Annotated in this window: 10 protein-coding genes; 4 read left to right on the forward strand and 6 right to left on the reverse strand. The window is 69.5% G+C overall.

The features are described from left to right. The first annotated feature begins 2 nt into the window (after positions 1–2). Positions 3–1,202, forward strand: coding sequence for a sugar ABC transporter permease (locus OG289_RS07500; protein WP_327320611.1), 1,200 nt, complete (start codon positions 3–5; stop codon positions 1,200–1,202). A gap of 176 nt (positions 1,203–1,378) precedes the next feature. Then, on the forward strand, positions 1,379–3,637 hold the full coding sequence (locus OG289_RS07505) for a sensor histidine kinase (protein ID WP_327313218.1): 2,259 nt from the start codon (positions 1,379–1,381) through the stop codon (positions 3,635–3,637). 60 nt (positions 3,638–3,697) lie between these two features. On the opposite strand, the gene OG289_RS07510 is transcribed toward OG289_RS07505, so the two are convergent. The 3 genes from OG289_RS07510 to OG289_RS07520 form a co-directional block, all read right to left on the reverse strand. After that, entirely contained in the window at positions 3,698–4,093 is a 396-nt protein-coding gene (locus tag OG289_RS07510) for an Imm32 family immunity protein (protein ID WP_442819068.1), read from the reverse strand. A 24-nt stretch (positions 4,094–4,117) separates the two neighbouring features. After that, positions 4,118–10,957, reverse strand: coding sequence for a polymorphic toxin-type HINT domain-containing protein (locus tag OG289_RS07515; RefSeq protein WP_327313220.1), 6,840 nt, complete (start codon positions 10,955–10,957; stop codon positions 4,118–4,120). Positions 10,958–11,087: 130 nt separating this feature from the next. After that, entirely contained in the window at positions 11,088–15,203 is a 4,116-nt protein-coding gene (locus OG289_RS07520; RefSeq protein WP_442819069.1) for a LamG-like jellyroll fold domain-containing protein, read from the reverse strand. Between the two features lie 609 nt (positions 15,204–15,812). Here OG289_RS07520 and OG289_RS07525 point away from each other — a divergent pair. Then, complete coding sequence (locus OG289_RS07525) at positions 15,813–16,922, forward strand: right-handed parallel beta-helix repeat-containing protein (protein ID WP_327313222.1); 1,110 nt, start codon at positions 15,813–15,815, stop codon at positions 16,920–16,922. Positions 16,923–16,989: 67 nt separating this feature from the next. Further along, complete coding sequence (locus OG289_RS07530; RefSeq protein ID WP_327313223.1) at positions 16,990–18,018, forward strand: methyltransferase; 1,029 nt, start codon at positions 16,990–16,992, stop codon at positions 18,016–18,018. Positions 18,019–18,116: 98 nt separating this feature from the next. Here OG289_RS07530 and OG289_RS07535 read toward each other — a convergent pair whose 3' ends face one another. The 3 genes from OG289_RS07535 to OG289_RS07545 are packed head-to-tail and all read right to left on the reverse strand — an operon-like array spanning position 18,117 to position 19,206. Continuing rightward, positions 18,117–18,449, reverse strand: coding sequence for a TcmI family type II polyketide cyclase (locus OG289_RS07535; RefSeq protein WP_327313224.1), 333 nt, complete (start codon positions 18,447–18,449; stop codon positions 18,117–18,119). Between the two features lie 21 nt (positions 18,450–18,470). Then, positions 18,471–18,950 (reverse strand): SRPBCC family protein, encoded by a 480-nt coding sequence (locus OG289_RS07540; protein ID WP_327313225.1) that lies wholly within the window; start codon positions 18,948–18,950, stop codon positions 18,471–18,473. Between the two features lies 1 nt (position 18,951). Next, complete coding sequence (locus OG289_RS07545; protein ID WP_327313226.1) at positions 18,952–19,206, reverse strand: acyl carrier protein; 255 nt, start codon at positions 19,204–19,206, stop codon at positions 18,952–18,954. Positions 19,207–19,228: the final 22 nt, after the last annotated feature.

Here is a 19,228-nt window from a genome sequence, read left to right on the forward strand (position 1 = left end):
CGATGCGAGCCGTCGTGCAGGCCGTGGAAAGCGGCGTCGCGGCCTTCCGGCGCAAGCTGAGCGCCGGGGAGCTGGGTTCGCTGCCCGTCGTGCTCGTCCTGGCCGTCGTCTGGATCACCTTCCAGTCCCTGAACGAGAACTTCCTCTCGCCGCGGAACCTCTCCAACCTCAGCGTGGACATCGTGGGCACGGGGCTGATCGCGGTCGGCATCGTCTTCGTGCTGCTGCTCGGCGAGCTCGACCTGTCCGTCGGCTCGATCAGCGGCCTGGCGGCGGCCGTCTTCGCCGTGCTGAACGTGAACAACGGGGTCCCGGAGTGGCTCGCGCTCATCGTCGCGGTGCTCGCGGGCACCGTCGCGGGAACCGTTCAGGGCTACTCCATCGCCAGAACGCGGGTGCCGGCGTTCGTCGTCACGCTCGCCGGGCTGCTCACCTGGAACGGGCTCATGCTCGCCGTCCTCGGGGACAGTGGCACCGTCAACCTCGACGAGGAGGGGCTGATCGCCAAGCTGACCAGCTACTACTTCACCGATGACGCCGTCGCCTACGCCCTGGCGGCGCTCGCCGCGGGCGCGGTCTTCCTCACGCTGGACCGCGACCGGCGGCGCCGCAGGGCCGTCGGCATGCCGCACCGCTCGCTGCGCGCCATCGTGGTGCGCTCTGTGGGGCTCGCGGTGATCGCGTTCACCGTCGCATATCTGCTCAACCGCTTCCAGGGGCTGCCGCTCGCCCTGCTGATCTTCCTCGTGGTGGTGGCCGGCCTCGACGTCATGCTCCGCCGCACGCGCTACGGACGGCGGATCTACGCCCTCGGCGGCAGCGTCGAGGCGGCCCGCCGCGCCAGCCTCAGCGTGACGGGGGTGCAGACCGCGGTGCTCGCGGTCTCGGGCACGATGGCCGCGATCGGCGGCCTGTTCCTGGCCTCGCGCATCACCTCGGTGAGCCAGAGCTCGGGCTCCGGGGTGCTGCTGGTCAACGCCATCGCGGCGGCCGTGATCGGCGGTACGAGTCTGTTCGGCGGGCGCGGTACGACCTGGTCGGCGGTGCTGGGCATGCTCGTCATCCAGTCGATCGCCTCCGGCATGGCGATCACGGACACTCCCCCGGCCGTCCAGTTCGTGATCACGGGCGGGGTGCTGTTCGCCGCGGTGGTCATCGACTCGCTGTCGCGACGCTCCCAGGAGGCGCACGGACGGGCCTGACGCGGTGCTCGTCGGCCTCCTGCGGCTCGCCCTCCACTCGAGTGTCCCGTAGTGACCGCACAGGCCGAGGACTTTGGTTAAAGTTGCACCACTTTTGAACGCGGCCCCGCCGACGCGTCGTAGTGAGGGGTACCGGCGCGTCACGCGCGAGACGTTCCAGCGGCGATAGGACGACCTTGCCGAACAACTCACCCACGGCGGAGGGACGGAGAAAGTCCCTCACCCGCAACTGGCCAGTGGGCAGGCGGCTCCGTGCCGTCCTGCTGATCCCGGTGCTCGTCGCCCTCGTGCTCGGGGGCGTGCGGGTGAAACGTTCGGTGGACACCTGGCAGGACGCCGACGACGCGGTCCGCGTGGCCGAACTGGTGACGGCGGCGAACAAGTACGCCAGTGACGCGATCAACGAGCGCGATGTGTCGGTCATCCCGCTGGTCAAGGACAAGAAGGCGTCGGACGCGGTCGTTCAGGCCCGGAAGATCACCGACGCGGACGCGAAGGCGTTCGACGCGGCGGTCGCCCGTATGCCGAAGACCGCCGGCCTCCTGCGGCGTGTGCAACTGGTGCGCAGCGGGGAGAAGCAGCTCGCCACCCTGCGGGCCAACGCGTTCACGTCCCGGACGTCCGGGGTGCAGACGGAGGAGAGCTACCACACCGTCCAGCACCCCCTGATGGAGATCTCGAACGAGCTGGGCTTCGGCAGCAGCAACCAGGCGAGCTTCGGCCGGACCCTCTACGCCGTGTCCCTGACGCAGGCGGCCGAGTCCCTGATCCGGTCCATCGGCACGCACCTGCTGGTGGAGGACCGCGCCGGCCTCGCCCAGGGCGAACTCCAGGCCCAGCTCGCCTCCTTCCGCTCATACGCCTATCTCGAACAGGTGGGGCTCCAGGAGTACGCGGGCGCCGGCACCACCGAGGACATGGCACGGCTCCAGAAGGCGCTGGCCGCCGCCCAGGCGCGCGGCAAGGAGCAGACCGCCCAGGCCGCGGCGAAGGCCGAGGCCGCGGGGCAGACGTTCGTCACCCCGCCCGGCATCGACGAGATGATCACCGAGATCTCCACCGGGAAGCCGGCCGCGGAACTCGCCGCGCGGGGCATCACGCCCGAGTCGTTCTTCGCCGCGTCCACGCTGGGCTTCGACGCCTATCGGGGCATCCAGGTGAACCTCACCGACGCCGCGCTCGCAAGCGCGCACGACATCGCCGACGACGCTCGCCGCGACGCCATCACCAACGCCGCGCTCGTCCTCGCCTCGGTGCTCGCCGCCTTCCTGCTCGCCGCCTGGGTGGCCCGCACGATGAGCACCGGCATGCGCCGCCTCAGCGCCTCCGCCATCGAGATCGCCGGGCAGCGGCTTCCGACGATGATCGACCGGATGTCCCAGGCCGACCCCGGCCAGGTGGACACCCGGGTCTCCCCGATCCCGATCGACACCACCGACGAGATCGGCGAGGTCGCCCGGGCCTTCGACCACGTCCACCGCGAGGCCGTCCGGCTCGCCGCGGAGCAGGCCCTGCTGCGGGGCAACATCAACGCGATCTTCACCAACCTCTCGCGCCGCAGCCAGTCCCTGATCGAACGTCAACTGGCGCTGATCACCAGCCTGGAGGACAACGAGGCCGACCCGGAGCAGCTGGAGAACCTCTTCCGTCTGGACCACCTCGCGACCCGCATGCGCCGCAACGGCGAGAACCTCCTGGTGCTGGGCGGCGAGAAGCCCGCCCAGCAGTGGGACCGGCCGCTTCCGCTGGTCGACGTGATCCGCGCGGCCTCCTCGGAGGTGGAGCAGTACGAGCGCATCCGTTTCTCCGGCATCCCGGAGGCCCACATCCACGGCCGGGCCGTGACCGACCTCGTCCATCTGCTCGCCGAACTGCTGGAGAACGCCACCGCGTTCTCCTCCCCGCGCTCGGAGGTGCGGGTGACCGCGGTCCGGCTCCCCGACGGGCGGATCATGGTGGAGATCCACGACGAGGGCATCGGGCTGGAGGCGGACGACTTCGCGATGCTCAACCACAAGCTGGCCAACCCGCCGACCGTCGACGTCGACATCTCCCAGCACATGGGGCTGTTCGTGGTCGGCAGACTCGCCGAACGACACGGCATCCGCGTCCAGTTGCGGCCGTCCGGCGAGCGATCCGGCACGACGTCCCTCGTCATGCTGCCCGACACGGTCGCTCATCGCTCGCCGGACGCCCAGCCCGACTCCGACACGCTGGCCCTGGCCCTGGTCAAGAGCGTCCCGGAGTCCCGGCACGCGGACGGCATGGCCTCTTTCGGCGGCCCGGACTCCGGTGACGCCTTCACGGACTACGAGGCCTGGCAGGAGGACAACTCGGCGAAGACCCGGCCCGCCGAGGAGCCCCCGGCCCCGGAGGCCCGCCACCGACCGCTCTCCCGACGGGGCCCCGGGGGCCGCGGCCGCCGTTCCCGGTAGCTGTCATACGCGATGCCCCACCGGAAGAGTCCGGCGGGGCATCGCGTATGCCATCAGTGGCTAGTCGACGGCTCCTTCGTCGAGGACGACGACGACCGATCCCGACCCCTCGGCCAGATAGTCGTGGTCCGGAAAGTAGTCCACGTGAAGGTGGTCGTCCTGATCCGCCTCCGAAGCGAAGCCCTCGATGTTGTCGGCGAGGAGAGCCAAAGCCTCCGGTCCGCCTCGAACTTCGACGGCCTCACTGTCTCCGGACGACGAGATCAGGATCTTCCCGCTGCCCAGCTGACATCTCATCCACGACAACGACCTGCTGTACGGGAACGGATCCGAGACCTTCTCCAGGGAGATCTCGCCCTGCCCGCTCCGCAACTCCCGCCCCAGGGCAAGCAGTTCGGAGCGGGTTCCGGAGAGCTCCAATTCCCCGGTCGAGTCACCGCGCAAGACCTTCACCATCACGCCTTTCGATCGTCTCGTCACCTACGGCCAGTAGTCGCCGGACCGGATCGTGGAGGGATCGATGGCCGTGTGCGGATCCTTGAGCGGGCCGCTCTTGACCGTCTGTCCGTTGATCTGGGTCTCCAGGTTCAGGTGCGGGCCCAGTTTCTGGACGTGCGGGCTACCGGGGTTCACATCGAACCTGGCGATCTTCCGGACCATGTTCCCGGACGCGTCAGTCGTCACGCTCATGAACTGGACTCCGCCGCTGCCGGACCGCACCACCGTCGCGTTGTCACCGACGTGTGCCACGGCACGGTTGATGGCCTCATCCATCGAGATGCTGCAGTTGTGGACCAGGACCGGCGTGGCGCCTGCCAGCACATAGTACGTGTGGAGGTCCGCGATGGTGAGGTTGTACATGTCAGCCACGCCGGGGCGGGGCAGCACGCCGCCCAGCGTGACCCGGCTGTCGTCGGCGGCCTTGAGGGTGTGGCCCGGGGTGAGCCGGCCGGCCTCGACCCAGGTGTGGACCGTGTCGTCCCAGAAGGGGTGGTGAGAGGTGGTGTGGATCGTGACGGCCTTGCCGTCCGGGCCGCGGACCTCGAGGTCGACGAGGTCGTTGTCGCGGTTCAGGAGTTCGGCCGTCACCGCACGCGGACCGCGTTTGCCGGTCTTGGGGTCCGTGGCGACGACCTTGTCGCCGATCCTGACGTCGACGATGGGTTTGGTGGTGCCGTCGGCCATGAGGACTTCGGTGCGCGGGTCGAAGCTGTTCCGGCAGCCGCCGGCCACCTTGGTCTCGGCTCCCGCGGCACCGCCGAGATAGGCCAGGAACAACTCGTTGGTGATGCCCTCTATGACCCGGCCACGCGCCACTTCCTTGGCCTCGTCCACACACTGGCTGGCGTGGTAGACGCAGTAGGTGGCCGCGATCTCCTTGGCCGTCTCGGCGTCGGCGTCGTCACCCTTGTGCAGCACGTAGAGGTAGGCCTGACGGCATCCCTCGCGCCCGTAGCAGGCGGAGCCCGCCTTGGACGACTCGTAGACCGGGTTGTACCAGAACTCGTCCGTGAACTCCCCGTCCATCATGCTCGCCCAGTAGTTCTGGAGCTTGTCGATGTCGTTCGTGACGGGGGTGTTCGTCGCCACCCAGTGCTTCTTCGCCGCGTGGGCGCGCTTGTAGATGTTGCCGCGGTGGTAGTCGGACGTGCCCGTCTTCGCGTCGTAGCCGACTTCCTGCTGCTCGTGCTTGCTGCAGTACTTGACGTCGTACTGGCAGGAGTTGGGCCGGGAGCCGATCTCCGTGCCGGCCGGGTCGGAGTAGGTGAGGGGGTTGTTGTTGGCGTAGGTGTAGCCGTTCATCTGCTGCGGGTCGGTGGCCGTGAAGACCGGGTCGACCGACAGGAAACGGCCGGTGGCGGGGTCGTACTCACGGGCGCCGAGGTGGGTCAGGCCCGTGGCGGTGTCGACGGTGCCGCCGACGAAGCCCTTGGTGCCGGTCCACGGGGTCGACTCGGTGCCGCGCGATCCGCCGAACGGCAGGGTGCGGCGCTGGGTCAGCGCCTGGCTGTCGGCGTTGACGGACAGCTGGGCGGTGCCGTGGTGGTCGGCCAGGGTGAAGGAGATGGTTCCGTCGTTGGCCTGGACGGCCTGGTGGCCGCCGCCGAGGTCGAAGTAGCGGGTGCCCTTGGCGGTGGTGGCGCCCTTGGCCAGGGTGATCTCCGTGGCGCCGAGGTAGAGCGTGGTCTCGGTCGGGGTGCGGCCGATCAGCCGGTTGCCGTCGGCGTCGTAGAGGTAGTCGGTGACCTTGTCGCTGCCGCCCTCCACCGGCTGGGTGACCTTGGCCAGATGGCCCTCGGCGTCCCAGTCCAGGGTCTGCGAGGTGCCGTTGCCCAGCTGCCGGGTGTGGGTGTAGCCGCCGACGTCATAGGTGAAGCTGTCGGTGGACTTGACCGTGCCGGTGGTGGTGTCCACCGAGCCCAGCGTGTGCGGCCGGACCGCGCCCGGGTCGGGGTAGTGGTAGCTCCGGCTGGTGTCCGAGGCGCCGGACGCGGTGGCGTGCTGGGTCTCGGAGAGCCGGTTGCCGACCTTGTCGTAGGTGTACGAGGTCCAGTAGGGGGCCGGGCCGCCCAGTGCGCTGGTGGAAGGGGTGGCGGCACAGCTGGTGGTCGACTGGGCCCAGGCCTCGGTCGTCCGGCCGAGGTAGTCGTAGCCGAAGCACTGGTTGTCGGTGCCGGAGCGGGAGGTGTCCGAGACGGACAGCACGTTGCCCGCCTCGTCGTAGGAGTAGGTGTTGTACTGGTCCACGCCCGCGACGTCCTGACGGTCCACCCGTGAGGTGGCCAGCCGCTGGGTGCCCCACTGGTAGGTGTTGGTCTCGTACGTCGTCTTGCCGCCGTTCGCGGCCAGCGCGTACTGCAGCGGTTTGCCGGTGAGGCTGTAGCTGGTGCTCGCGGTCAGGTTCTGCGGGCCGCTGATCCCGACGGGCCGCAGGGTGGCGTCCTCGTAGGTGTAGGCGACGGTGTTGGCGGCCAGGTCACCGGCCTTGGGATAGCCGACGCCCTGGACCGTGCCCGAGGCGTTGTAGCTGGTCGTCGACAGGTAGGTGCCGGCCAGCGTGCCCTCGGCGGAGGGGATGGTCACCGAGGTGCGCAGGGACCGGTACAGCCGGTCGTAGGCCACGATGCTCGTCTTGTACTCCTGGGTGCCGACGTAACGCGAGCTGGACGCGAGGTGGCCCTTGGCTCCGCTGATGGTGTCGTAGACCCACTTGGCGCGCAGGGCGCCGGTCGAGGAGGTGTCGCGCAACTCGGTCTTGCGGCCCAGACCGTCGTAGGTGTAGGCGAGGACGGCTCCGCGGGCGTCCTTGGAGCTGGTCATCTGGGCACGGTCGTCGTACTCGTTGTGGGCGGCGCCCTTGTCCGGGTCGGTGGTGTCGGTGAGCCGGCCCATCAGGTCGTACGTCCACGTCCAGGCGTTGCCCGCCGGGTCGGTGACCCGCGTCAGCTCACCGCGCGGCGAGTAGCCGTACGACGTGGTGTCATAGGCGGCGTCGGCGTCCCGGGCGTGCAGCAGGCGCAGTTCGGTGGTGTGGCCGCGGGCGTCGGTGACGGTCGTCTGCGCGGCGCCGCCGACCGGCGGGATGACCGTGGTGCGGTCGCCGCCGTAGATGGTCTTCGTGACGCCGAGGACCGCTCCGCCGTCGCCGTTGCCGGCGATCTGCCTCAGCTCGGTCGCCCGGCCCAGACCGTCGTAGGTGTATCGGCTCTGGGTCTCCACGCTCAGCGCGTCCGCGGGCTTGAACAGGGTCGTGGAGGGAGCGGTGGTGTCGGTGTAGTAGGTGGCGAACTCCTTTGCGGTCAGGCCGCGTTCGTCGTAGAAGGTGTCCGACAGCAGCGTCCCGCCCTTCGGGCCGGGGGCCTGGGTCTGCCGGGCGCGCAGGAAGCCGTCGTAGAAGGCGTACGTGGTGTCCTGCGCACCCGAGTTGCCGATGGTCTTCGTGCCGACCACGACCGGCTTGCCGTCGGTGATGGTGTAGCTGAACTCGAAGCTGGGGGTCTGGCTCGTGGTGCGGTCCGCCTGCCACACCTTGGCGGTGCGGCCCAGCGCGTCGTACGCGTAGGTGACGACCTTGCCGTTGGTGTCGGTCTCGGTCAGCGGCTGGCCGCGCAGCGTGTCGTAGGCGGTGGTCGACGTCTGCGCGGTGGTGCCGTCCACCGTCGTGGCGGGCGGGGTGGTCACCGAACTGCTCGTCGGGAACCCGGTGGTCGGGGTGTAGGCGGTGGTGGTGGTCCGTCCGTCGGTGCGGGCGGACCGGGTGAGCGCGCCCGCGGAGGTGACCGTGACGTCGGCGGTGAGGTCGGTGGTGGTCAGCGCCCGACCGTAGCCGTCGTAGGTGGAGGTGGACTCCAGGTAGAGCGCGCTGGAGCCGCTGTACGTCTTGAGTTTCGCGGTTCTGGTGGCGTCGCCCTTCGTCGCCGCGGCACCGTACGCCCCGCCGTCGTAAGCAGTACGGACGTCGGACATGACGTCGGCCGGACGGCTGGTGGCGGCGTCGCACGCCTTGGCGACCGTCTCGACCCGGGCGGGGGCCTGCACGGGAACGCTGCCGGCAACGTAGGTGGTGCGGGTGCACTGGTCGTCGGCCGCGGTCGTCGTGTCGCCCAGGTCCTCGGTCTGAGTGACCAGGCCGGTGGTGGCGTCGTGGGTGTCGGACGTCGAGGTGGTCTGCCACTTGGCGCCGGCGCCGTCGTCCAGCGACGTCCACGACTTGGCTGACGCGGTGCCGGTGAGGTTGGCGGTGACGGTGCCCCAGGTGCGGACCTTCTTCGCGGTCTGCTGGTACCAGGGCCGGCTCACCGACTTGGCGAGCACCTTGCCGCCGGGACCCGAGTACTTGACGGTCTTGTACGCGAAGCCGGCCTGCGACTCGTGGTCGGTGATCGGGTCGCCCTCACCGGAGTCGAGGGTGACCGACACGCTCTTGGTACCGCCGGAGGTCGTCTTGCGGTCGCCGTCCATGCCGCGCAGGAAGTAGCTGTCGGTCTGCGACTTCATCGCCGACGCGCCGCCCTGGCCGCCGGTGCGCACCCGTACGTGACCGTAACCGCGCCACTGCGACCAGGTCTTGGACTTCTCCTTGGTCATCCCGTCGTCATCGTCGTAGTGCCAGGCCGCGCCGTCCAGGTAGTCGTACATCGTGACCTGGTCGGGGGCACCGCCGGTACGGTCGGTCGAAGTGACCGTGTCCACCACGTACTTGTTGAACCACTGCAGGTCCGGGTCGTCGGTGGAGCTGCCGCCGATGTACTGCGGGAAGCAGCGCGTGGTGTTGGTCTCCGGGGTGGGCAGCGCGGCGGCGTCGCACACCGGCGCCGAGTAGCCGACGTCGATCTGGCCGCCCGACTCGTCGGCGACGGAGGACAGCCGGGCCTTGATGTACGGAGCGTAGCCGTCGCCGATTTTGTCGAGCCGGTTGGCGAGCTGGGTGTAGGCGAAGGTGACCTTCGGCAGGGTGATCGAGGAGGTGCCGTCGTAGCCGGTGCGCTGGACGGAGTCCAGCAGCAGCTGGTAGTCGGTGTCGGCCATGCCCCACCGGTGGGTGAGCTTCCAGCCGTCGACGTTGCTGTAGGAGCCGGACACCAGGACCTGGGTGGTGACGCTCGTCAGCCGTTTCCGGGTGAAGAACGCCGGGGAGAACCGGCCGTTGTCGCAGTCGGTGCCCGCCTCGCAGTTCAGGTCCCACGGGGTGTCGTACCAGTACTGGGAGTCCGTGGAGATGGACGAGCAGGTGGTCGAGCTGTCGGCGATGCACCGCTCGCTGTTGGTGAAGTTCACCTTGGCCGGCGCCTTCGTCGAGTACATGGCCGTGGACTTCAGGCCGTACTCGATGCGGTCCAGGGTGCCGCCGCGGACGTAGGGGGTGTCGTCGGCCGCCTTGAGGTTGCGGCCGTAGGAGTTGGTCTCCTTGTCGTAGTAGTACGCGACCGCGTTGCCGTGCGGGTCCACGACGTAGTCCAGGTTCCAGCGCCAGCCCTGCTGGCACCAGGACGCCGCGAACGTCGAGGCGTTGCACGGCTCGTCGGCGTTGTTGCCGAAGACCGGTACCGTCCACGTCGAGTCGGTGGTCTCGTTGCCGCTCGCCCAGCCCGGAAGCCGGTTGTAGCCGAAGTAGTACTGGGTACCGTCGGGGGTCGTCACCCGCCAGTACTCGTCGTTGCGGGCCCCGTTGGAGCGCACGTCGGAGGTGGAGCCGTAGATCCGGTCGATCTTCGTGCCGTCGTCGTTCTGCAGCTTGAAGGAGTTGGTGCCGTTGGGCACCAGTTCGCCGCCGGAACCGTTCAGCGACAGGGTGGCGTTGTCGTACGCCCAGCACAGATCGCCCGGCTTGTTGCCGTCGGCGTTGGTCGCGCCGTCGTCCGCGCACCCCTTGTAGCTGCGCTCGATGAAGCCCGGCGCCAGGTCGAAGCCGTCACCGACCCACGACGCCTGGTTGTTGGTGTTGCCGGTGCGGCCGTCGACACCGCCGGACGAGTACGACAGCCCGACCTGCGGAGTCAGCCCGCCGGGCACCTGCGGCACCGCCATGTCGTACGACCAGGCGAACGAGCCGCTGCTCAGATCCGTGTTCCAGGTCGACGAGGCAGCCAGCGACGTGGCCTTGTAGTCACCCCGGTCGCTGCCGGTCGACGTGGCCGCCGCCAGTACGGTCGCCGTGGACGCGCTGAGGGCGACCGACTGCGTGGTCAGCGTCTGCTTCTCGGTGTCGTTGACGGTCTGAACCGGCTGGACCGTACGGCACTGCGACTTCTGCGGCGTGGTCAGCGCGCAGGCGGGCAGCCGGACCAGGGTCAGCCGGTCCGCGTAGCCGCCGCCGTACAGGCCGGCGAACGAGGAGTAGTCCAGTGCGGCGCGCACTGTGCCGGCGCGCTGCGCACCGCCCTGACGGGGGGTCAGGGTGAAGACCGGCCCGTCGACACCCGTCCTGCGCGCCGCCTCACGGGACAGCGTGCTGACGGTGTAGGTGCCGGTGGCCGCGTCCGCGGACCGCTTGGCCTTGGTGTCCAGGGTGAGCGGCAGCCCCTTGACCCGGGTCGCCTCCTGGCGCAGCGTGACCGCCGCCGCGCTCGCCTTCGGCCAGCCTGTCGCCGGCGCCTCGGCGGGCGTGCGGGGGCCCTTCGTCACCTTGCGGGGCACCGCCTTGCCCGCCGGGCCGCCGGCGACCGGCGACTCGGCCTGCGGCAGCGCGGGCTTGGTCCAGCCCTGGGCGACGGCGGGGACCCCCGACGCCTGGAGCAGGGTCGCGGTCAGCACGGCGGCCGTGGCCATGGCCATGCGGCGCCACGGCCTGCCTGTTCTTGTGCGTGGTCTGGCCTTCATGGGGGTCTGTCTTCCTCCCGTTGAATACTCCGCGGGCAGCGGGGGACCGCGCACGGCGGAGCGAAGCAGTTGGCCCGGGAACGGGCCGGCCGCGTGCGGCGGCCGGCCCGTTACCCGGTGGCTGAACCGATCAGTCGCCGCTGGGGACAGCGGTCTCCACGCCCGGCATGCCGACGGCGAGGTGATCGATCTGGGTCTCCGTCAGCGCGCCCTGGAAGACCCAGACGTCGGAGAGCGAACCGGGGAAGTACTGACCGGACGTGGTCCCGGTCGTGTCCCGGCCCAGCTGCAGGGTCTTCGCGGCCTTGTAGGTCAGTACGTCGTCCGACCACGAGACGGTGTCGGCGCAGCTCGCGTCGTCCTGCACCCCGTCGTCGTCGGCGTCGGCGCAGGCCGTCTCCTGGAGCTCGCCGTTGACGTAGAGGCGGACCTCCTTGGAGAAACCGTCGTAGACGAGAGCCACGTGGTTCCAGTCGGTGGGGCTGTAGAACATGCCGTTGCCGATGTCGGAGACGGTGGCGGAGTCGCTGTCGGAGTCGGCCGTGGCGATCCGCCAGCGGCCCGGATCGGTGGCCGGGGTGGCGCTGGGTTCGTAGCGCACCGCGAAAGCGCTCTTCTTGGAACCCGGAGCGCTCATGACGGTGACCGGACTCGTCGGGACGGCGGCCGTCTGGACGAAGGCGCTGACGGTGAAGCTGGCGCTGGTGTCGACCGGCACCACGGAGGCCGCGGCGTAGTCGTCCGTGCCGTCCAGGGCGACGGCGCCGTCGACCCAGCCCGAGCCCGTCTGGGCGCCGTTGTAGAGGGTCATGGCGTTGCCGGTGGACGAGGCGTCGGGCGAGGTCAAGGGGGTGCCGGTGGCCGTCTCGAACTTCCAGCGGCCCTTGACCACCGCGCGCTGCTTGAACAGCTGCTGCACCTCACCGGCGGACACCGGCCGGTCGAACAGCCGCACGTCGTCGATCTGGCCGGGGAAGAACGAGGTGGCCGCGCCCTCGAACGCACTGGCGCCGATCTGCACCGCGCCCCCGGCGTACCAGGTCGCGGGCAGGACGGCGGTGCCGGCCAGGGTCCCGTTGACGTACAACGAGAGCTTGTCGGCTTCCGTGTCCTGCACGCCGACCAGATGCGTCCACTCACCGCCGTAGGCGGTGGTGCCCTCGGGCTGTATGGCCCGCACCACCGTGGAGTCGGCGGTGTCGGCGCTGTGCTGGTTGAACACCCAGCGGTCGTAGGTGCTGGAGTAGTACAGCTCCGGTCCCGTCACCGTGTCGCCGATCTGCGAGGCGACGGTCGCGGCGTGCGTCGGTTTGGTCTTCGGCAGCTTCACCCAGGCGGAGATGGCGAAGCTGTACGAGGTGTTGATGTGCGGGCCGCTGGTGGCCGCGTAGTCGTCGGTCCCGTCCAGGGTCAGCGCGTTGCCGTCGACCCCGGCCGAGCCCGTGGTGGCGCCGCCCTTGAGGACCGCGGGGTTCACGTCGGCCCGGCCGCTGAGCGCGGTCGCGTCGGCGGCGTCCTCCATGTGGAAGACCGCGCGGGCCGGGCGGCCGGCGCCGATCGCGTTCGAGCTGTAGAGGCTCGACACCTCGCCCGCCGACAGCGGCTTCTCGAAGGTCTTCACCTCGTCGATGACGCCGGGGAAGGGCGACGTAGGCGTGCCGCCCAGGAAACTGCCGCCGATCACCATGCCGCGTCGCGCGTTCCACGCCGTGCTGTAGGCCGTGGTCCCGGCGAGCGCGCCGTTGACGTACAGCTTCAGCAGCTTCTCACCGGCGGCGTACATGCCGACCAGATGCGTCCACTCGTCGGCCTTGACCCCGCCCGCGGCGGCCTGCATGGCGCGGACGGGGGTGCCACTGGTGCTGTCGGCGCTGTACTGGTTGAACACCCAACGGTCGTAGCCCTTGGAGTAGTACAGCTCGAAGCCCGGCGCGTTGTTGCCCCGCTGGGAGGCCACGACCGCCGCTCCGGACGGCATGGCGGACAGCTTCACCCAGGCGGACACGGAGAAGCTGACGTCGGTGTTGATGGTGGCGATGTCGGTGGCGGCGTAGTCGTCGACGCCGTCGAACTGCACCGCCTTGCCGAACTTGCCCTCCACGTTCGGTGTCGGGCCGTTGTACAGGGTCGCGGTCTGCTCGGGCGCGCTGCCAACCGCCTGGGTGGCGCCGGCCGCCTCGTCCATCGACCAGTCGGCGCGCTCCAGCTGCCCCGACTTCACCCGGAACTGGTAGGTGCGGATCTCGGAGGCGTTGCCGGCGGAGTCGAAGGACCGCGCCGTGAAGGTGTTGAGGCCCGGCTTGACCGGCAGTACCGGCACGGTCTTGGCCGCGCCGCCCGAGGTGGTGATCGTGTTGGTGGAGACCGGGTCGCCGTTGATGCCGTACCAGTACTTCGTCACGTCGGAGACGGCGCCGGTGATCACGAAGTCGCCGTACTGGCCCACTCCGTCGTACCAGGGGTCCTCGGGGTCCTCGGGGTTCGAGGCCGGGTAGATGGCGGAGGCAATGGCGGGTGCCTTCGGCACGCTCGTGTCGTACACGAAGTAGCAGGCCGTCGGGTCCCCCGTGTACGACCACGGCGAGTACTGGGCGCCGTCGTAGGAGTGGACGTACCAGTTGACCGTCTTGTTGGCGGGGATGGAGGACGGCAGGGTGATCGCGAAGTCCGAGCCGGACTTCTTCGCCGTCGTCAGTCCGGACTTCCAGCGGGTGACCACGCCCTTGCCGTCACCGGTGTCCCAGCTCGCGCGGAACTCCACGGAGACGGAGTCGCCGTCGGGGTCGGTGACGTCGTTCGCGTAGATCTTGCCCAGGGTGCGCACCCGCGCGGCACTGGCGGGCTTCTTGCAGGATCCGCCGTACTCCATGGTCAGCTGGGACATCTTGACCTGCGGCGGCGCGCGGTTGTACTGCACGCGCAGATAGGCGTCGTCCGAGAACCGCTTCCAGCCGTATTCGTCGGACTCGCTCGACGCCTTCATGCCGAAGGTCATCGTCGACCACTTCTTGTCCGCCGCCAGCTGCACCGCGGACTTGACGTCGAACTCCGCGTCCTTCGCGGCACAGCCGGTGTACCCGTAGGCGAAGGACTCGGTCTTGAGGTGGTCGATCCAGAAGCCGGACGCGTTCTGCGAGTTCCACGTCGTCGACGAGGAGATGTCCTTGGTGCGCCACAGCTCCACGCCCCGGTCCGCGCAGGACGCCGACCAGGTGTTGCGGACCACGAACTCCGCCTGGAGCACGGTCCGTCCGGCGAACTTCGAGGTCGGAATGCGGTAGAAGAGCCGCTTGGTGTCGTACGGCGCGCAGTACGACCAGCCGCAGTACCCGAGGCCCGCGTCCGCGTCGCCGTTGAACTTCCACTGCGGCGACGACGCCCAGTACTTGGAGGCCATCGTCCACGCGGAGGCCTTCGGGGAGTACCACTGGGGGTCGATGAACACGGGGTACACCGTGTTCTTGCCGGCGAGCACGCTGCGGTCGGGCGTCAGCACCAGCGCGTCCTGCGCCGCGGGGACGTCCACTCCGACCGGGGCCACGTTCGCGGACTCCGCGGCGGCGGCCTCGGGGGCGTCCGGCCCGCGCTCGGCGGCGGGGGCGGTGGCGGTGGCGGTTTCTGCAGCAGCGTTGCTGGAGGTCTTGGCAGTGGATTCGGTGGTGGTGTTGGCGGTGGTCTTGGTGGTGGACTTCGCCGCGGTGTCGGGCGCCTTGGTGCTGGAGTCCCACATCACCGGGCGAGGAGCCTCGAAGACCGCGCTTCCGGCGCCCTGGTCGATCGCCGCCAGACCGCCGTCCGCGGTCTCCTTCACCTGCATGCCGTCGGCGTCCAACTTCAGCCGCAGCTTGCTCAGTTCCGTGCTCGCCGCGGCCTCGGCCGACTTGACGACGAGGAGTTGGGTGAAGCCGTCCTGCTGCGCCGTCATCCGCAGGTCGACGTCGGGCAGCACGTCCGGGTAGGTGACGGTGTTCCCGTTCAGCTCCGGGGCGGGCAGCTTCTCGGGCCAGGACAGCGCCAGTTCACGGCCGTTCTTCGTCATCCGCACCAGCGGAGCGGAACCGCCGCCCGAGAACGTCAGGCCCACCGTCGTGGCCTTGGGCAGCACCGTTCCGTCCGCGCCACGGGTCAAGGTGGTGTCGATGGCCCGCCACGCACCGTCCACCCGGGTACGCACCGCGCGCAGATGCTCCCGGGCCTCCAGGTGCCCCTCGGGGGTGGCGTACACCTCGCTGCTCTCACCGCGCATCGAGGTGATCTCCACGGGCTTGCCCGTGCGCGCCGCCTGGGCCAGCGCCTTGCTGTCCTCGCCCGCTCCGTCGCCGCCGGCGGCCGTGGCCGACCCACCGGTTCCGGCGGTGTCGGCGGACTTGGCAGACTCGGCGGACTTTGCGGACTTTGCGGCCGAGACGTCGGCCGCTCTCTCACCGGTCGCCGCCATGGCGCCGTTGGATGCACTCGCCGCCAGCACGATGGCCGCAGAGAGCACCACGCCGGCTGTGCGCAGCCGACGTCTCCCCCCGTGTCTATTCATGTGAACTGCTCCCCCACGAAGCCGCGTTGGACTATGACCGGATGTGTTCGTTCACACGGTCAGGTCGCAACATACGACCGCTTCCGGCTCGCCAACCAGAGACTCACAAGTGGACATAGCTCCCAAGGACCACAAACCAAGTGAACTCGGGGAGTGACACACTTCACGTTTGCTCCGCAAATTCGCCACGATTCAGCGATGTCTCCCGATTCGTCGCTCACCCACGAGACGAGCGAGAACAAGCCCTGAGATCTCCCGTCAGGACACGCCGCCGGATGGCCCATCCTGCCGTTACGGGGCTTTTCAAGTCATAACGTACGCAATATGAAGAAATGCCATATCGCATATCTGGCGTGCACGGCGGCGCTCCTCGGGACGGGGCTCGGCGCCGCTCCGCCGGTCGCCGGTCACACGGTCCATGTGGTCCGGCCGGGGGAATCGATCCAGAAGGCGGTGGACGCCGCCCAGCCGGGTGACACCGTTCTGCTGACCTTCGGCACCTACCACGAGAGCGTGCAGGTGAACACGCCCGGGCTGACCCTGCGCGGCATGGGCCGCGCCACGGTGATCGAGCCGGACCCGAGCGTGGCCACCAGCACCGCCACCGGCACCACGAGTGCCGGTGGGCGTGCTCGGAAGGCCGCCAACAGTTGCGCCGCGGACGGCAACGGCATCTGCGTCGTGGGCACGAAGGACCGCATCGTCAAGGGCGTCACCGTCGCCTCCCTGACGGTGACCGGCTTCACCAGGACCGGCGTCTTCTCCACGGCGACCGACGGGCTGACCGTGCGCAACGTCACCGCGGTGAAGAACGGGGTGTGGGGCATCGCCACGGAGCGCTCGGTCCGTGGCGTGTTCCGGCACAACACCGCCCGGGACAACGGCGACGCGGGGCTGTTCCTCGCCAACACGATCAAGGAGGAGCAGGGCGCCACGGACACCGGGGGAACGGTGGTCGAGCACAACCGCCTGGAGGGCAACCGGATCGGTGTCACCGTCCGCCGTCTGCGCGACCTCACCGTCGCGCGCAACCACCTCACCGGCAACTGCGCGGCCGTGTTCGTCGTCGGCGACGAGAACAAGCCGAAGGCCGGCTTGGTGACCGTGCGCGAGAACCGCATCGAGCGCAACAACAAGTCCTGCCCGAAGACGGCCCGGCTGGCCGCGCTTCAGGGTTCCGGCATCGTCCTGACCGGCGCCGAGGACAGCCTGGTCACCCGGAACGTGATCAAGGACAACGCCGGAACGTCCCCGTTGTCGGGCGGAATCGTCCTGTTCAAGAGCTTCGTGGGCACCACCAGCGACCGGAACCGGATCACCGGCAACGTGCTGCGGAACAACTCCCCCGCGGACCTGATCAACACGGACACCGGCAAGGGCAACACCTTCGAGGGCAACTCCTGCCGGGAGTCGAAGCCCGCCGGCCTGTGCTGAACCCGAGGCCGTGACCCCGAGGCCATGGCCCCGAACCAGTGACCCCAAGAAGGAAGGAAGGCGGCACATGACCACCGCCCAGACTGCCCCACCGCCCTCCATGCGGCTGAGGGAGCTCGCGTTCGGCGCGGCGTGTGCCGCCGCCCTGCGCGCGGCCGCCCGGCTGGGCGTCGCCGACGCCCTCGGCGACCGCCCGATGGCCGTGGAGGACCTCGCCTCCGCGGTGAAGACCGAACCCCGGCCGCTGCGCCGCCTTCTGCGCGCCCTGTCCTGCTACGGCGTCTTCGCCGAGCAGCCGGACGGGGCGTTCGCGCACACCGACGTCTCCCGGCTGCTGCGCGAGGACGACCCGGGCAGCCTGCGCGCCATCTCGCTGTGGTGCACCGAGCCGTGGACCTGGGACGCCTGGCCGCTGCTGGACGAGGCGGTGCGCACCGGCCGCAACGTCGTGGAGGACCTGTACGGCAAGGAGTTCTTCCCCTACCTCAACGAGGACGCCCCGGAGTCCGCCGACGTCTTCAACCGCGCCATGACGACGTCCAGCGTGCAGTCCGCGCGGGACGTCGCGGAGTTCCTCGACCTGTCGGGGAGTTCCTCGGTCGCCGACATCGGCGGCGGTCAGGGGCACGTGGTGGCGAGCCTGCTGGACAAGTACCCCGCGATGCACGGCAGCCTGCTCGACCTGCCCCGGGTGGTGGAGAACGCGGTGCCGAGGCTGCGCGCGGGCGGCGACCTCGCGGACCGGGCACGCGTGGTGCCCGGCGACGTCCGGGCTGCCGTCCCGGTGAAGGCCGACGTCTACGTCATCAAGAACATCCTGGAGTGGGACGACGAGAGCACCGCCCGCACGCTGCGCAACGTCCGTGAGGCGGGCGGCCCCGGGACCCGCGTCGTGGTCATCGAGAACCTGGTCGACGACACGCCGTCGATGCGGTTCAGCACCGCGATGGACCTGATGCTGCTCCTCAACGTCGGCGGGGCGAAGCACACCACCGAGAGCATGATCGCCCGGCTGACGGACGCGGGTCTGGTCATCGACGACATCAGCCCGGTCAACCCCTACCTGCACGCGTTCGACTGCCACGTCCCCGGCTGATCCGACGGCATTCCCGGGTATCCCCCGCATCCCCACAGACCACCGGTCGCCGGGCCCGCAGCGTCGCGGGCCCGGCGACCGGTGATGGTCGGCGAGGGTCAGCCGGCCGGCTCGCGCTCCCAGAGGTAGAAGCGCTGCGCCATGGCGTCCTTCGGGGAGCGCCAGGTCTCGGGGTCGTAGGCGCTGACGTACGCGGACAGCCGCTCGCTCACGTCCCGGAACTCGGGACGCCCGGTGATCTTGGCGATGGCGGGCCCGGGCTCGCGCTCGGACTCGATCAGGTGCATGTACACGTCGCCGAACTGGAAGAGACTGCGCCGGACGACACCGACGAGCCGCGGCAGCTCTCCCCGGTCGGACTCCTCGAACACCTTGGCGATGTCAGGGGCCGATCCCGGCGCCATGCGGGCGACGATCAGGGCTTGGTGCATGGGGACTGTTCTCCGTCCGGCTCAGTCGGTCAGACCCGCGGTGGTCCCGCGTTCGGCGGCGGCCTTCTCGATGCGGTCCCGGATCAGGCCCATCTGGACCTTGGAGTTCCGGTTGATGTTGTCGGTCATCCACTCGTCGTCGACCGGCGCCTCCGGCTTCATCGCGAAGTCCTGCGTCCACACCATCCGCGTGCCGGCCGGGACCTCCTCGTACCGCCAGTGGATGTTCATGTGGGCGAAGGGGCCCGTCTCGACCCGGCGGGCCTTGACGGTGAGCGTCTCGCGGTCCGGCTCGCGCTCCGAGACCCAGCTCCACACGGTGCCGTTCTCGTCGGGGTGCATGGTCAGCCGGAACGTGGTCTTCCTGCCCTCCCGGGAGAGGACCTCCACGGACGCGTACTCGCTGAACAACTGCGGCCAGTTCTCCAGGTCGTTGGTGATCTCCCAGACCAGGTCCAGGGGTGCCGCGATGATGATCTCGTTCTTCGTGTGTCCGGTCATCTCACGCTCCTGTCATGAGGGCACTGTTGACGAGGTCGAGGAACTGCCGGGGCGTCTTGGAGCGTTCGACGTCGGTGGGCATCGGTGTGCCGTACCGGTTCTCCAGCTCGCCCACGATGCCCAGCAGGCCGAGCGAGTCGACACCCAGCCGGTCGAAGCCGGTGTCGTGCTGCCGGAGTTCCTCCGGGGCGACGGTGACGCCGGCCGACTTCTTCATGAGTTCGGCCAGCTCTTCCACGGTGATGCGGTCAGTCATGCGGTTCCTCTCCTCCACTGTT

It is taken from the genome of Streptomyces sp. NBC_01235 (genome assembly GCF_035989285.1).
Classification (GTDB): domain Bacteria; phylum Actinomycetota; class Actinomycetes; order Streptomycetales; family Streptomycetaceae; genus Streptomyces.

Bases quoted from the DNA above. Each gene is read 5' to 3' on its own strand.
- OG289_RS07520 (WP_442819069.1), bottom strand. From the start codon at position 15,203: ATGCGCGGTGAGAGCAGCGAGGTGTACGCCACCCCCGAGGGGCACCTG.
- OG289_RS07535 (WP_327313224.1), bottom strand. From the start codon at position 18,449: ATGCACCAAGCCCTGATCGTCGCCCGCATGGCGCCGGGATCGGCCCCT.
- OG289_RS07540 (WP_327313225.1), bottom strand. From the start codon at position 18,950: ATGACCGGACACACGAAGAACGAGATCATCATCGCGGCACCCCTGGAC.
- OG289_RS07530 (WP_327313223.1), top strand. From the start codon at position 16,990: ATGACCACCGCCCAGACTGCCCCACCGCCCTCCATGCGGCTGAGGGAG.
- OG289_RS07545 (WP_327313226.1), bottom strand. From the start codon at position 19,206: ATGACTGACCGCATCACCGTGGAAGAGCTGGCCGAACTCATGAAGAAG.
- OG289_RS07510 (WP_442819068.1), bottom strand. From the start codon at position 4,093: ATGGTGAAGGTCTTGCGCGGTGACTCGACCGGGGAATTGGAGCTCTCC.
- OG289_RS07515 (WP_327313220.1), bottom strand. From the start codon at position 10,957: ATGAAGGCCAGACCACGCACAAGAACAGGCAGGCCGTGGCGCCGCATG.
- OG289_RS07525 (WP_327313222.1), top strand. From the start codon at position 15,813: ATGAAGAAATGCCATATCGCATATCTGGCGTGCACGGCGGCGCTCCTC.
- OG289_RS07500 (WP_327320611.1), top strand. From the start codon at position 3: ATGCGAGCCGTCGTGCAGGCCGTGGAAAGCGGCGTCGCGGCCTTCCGG.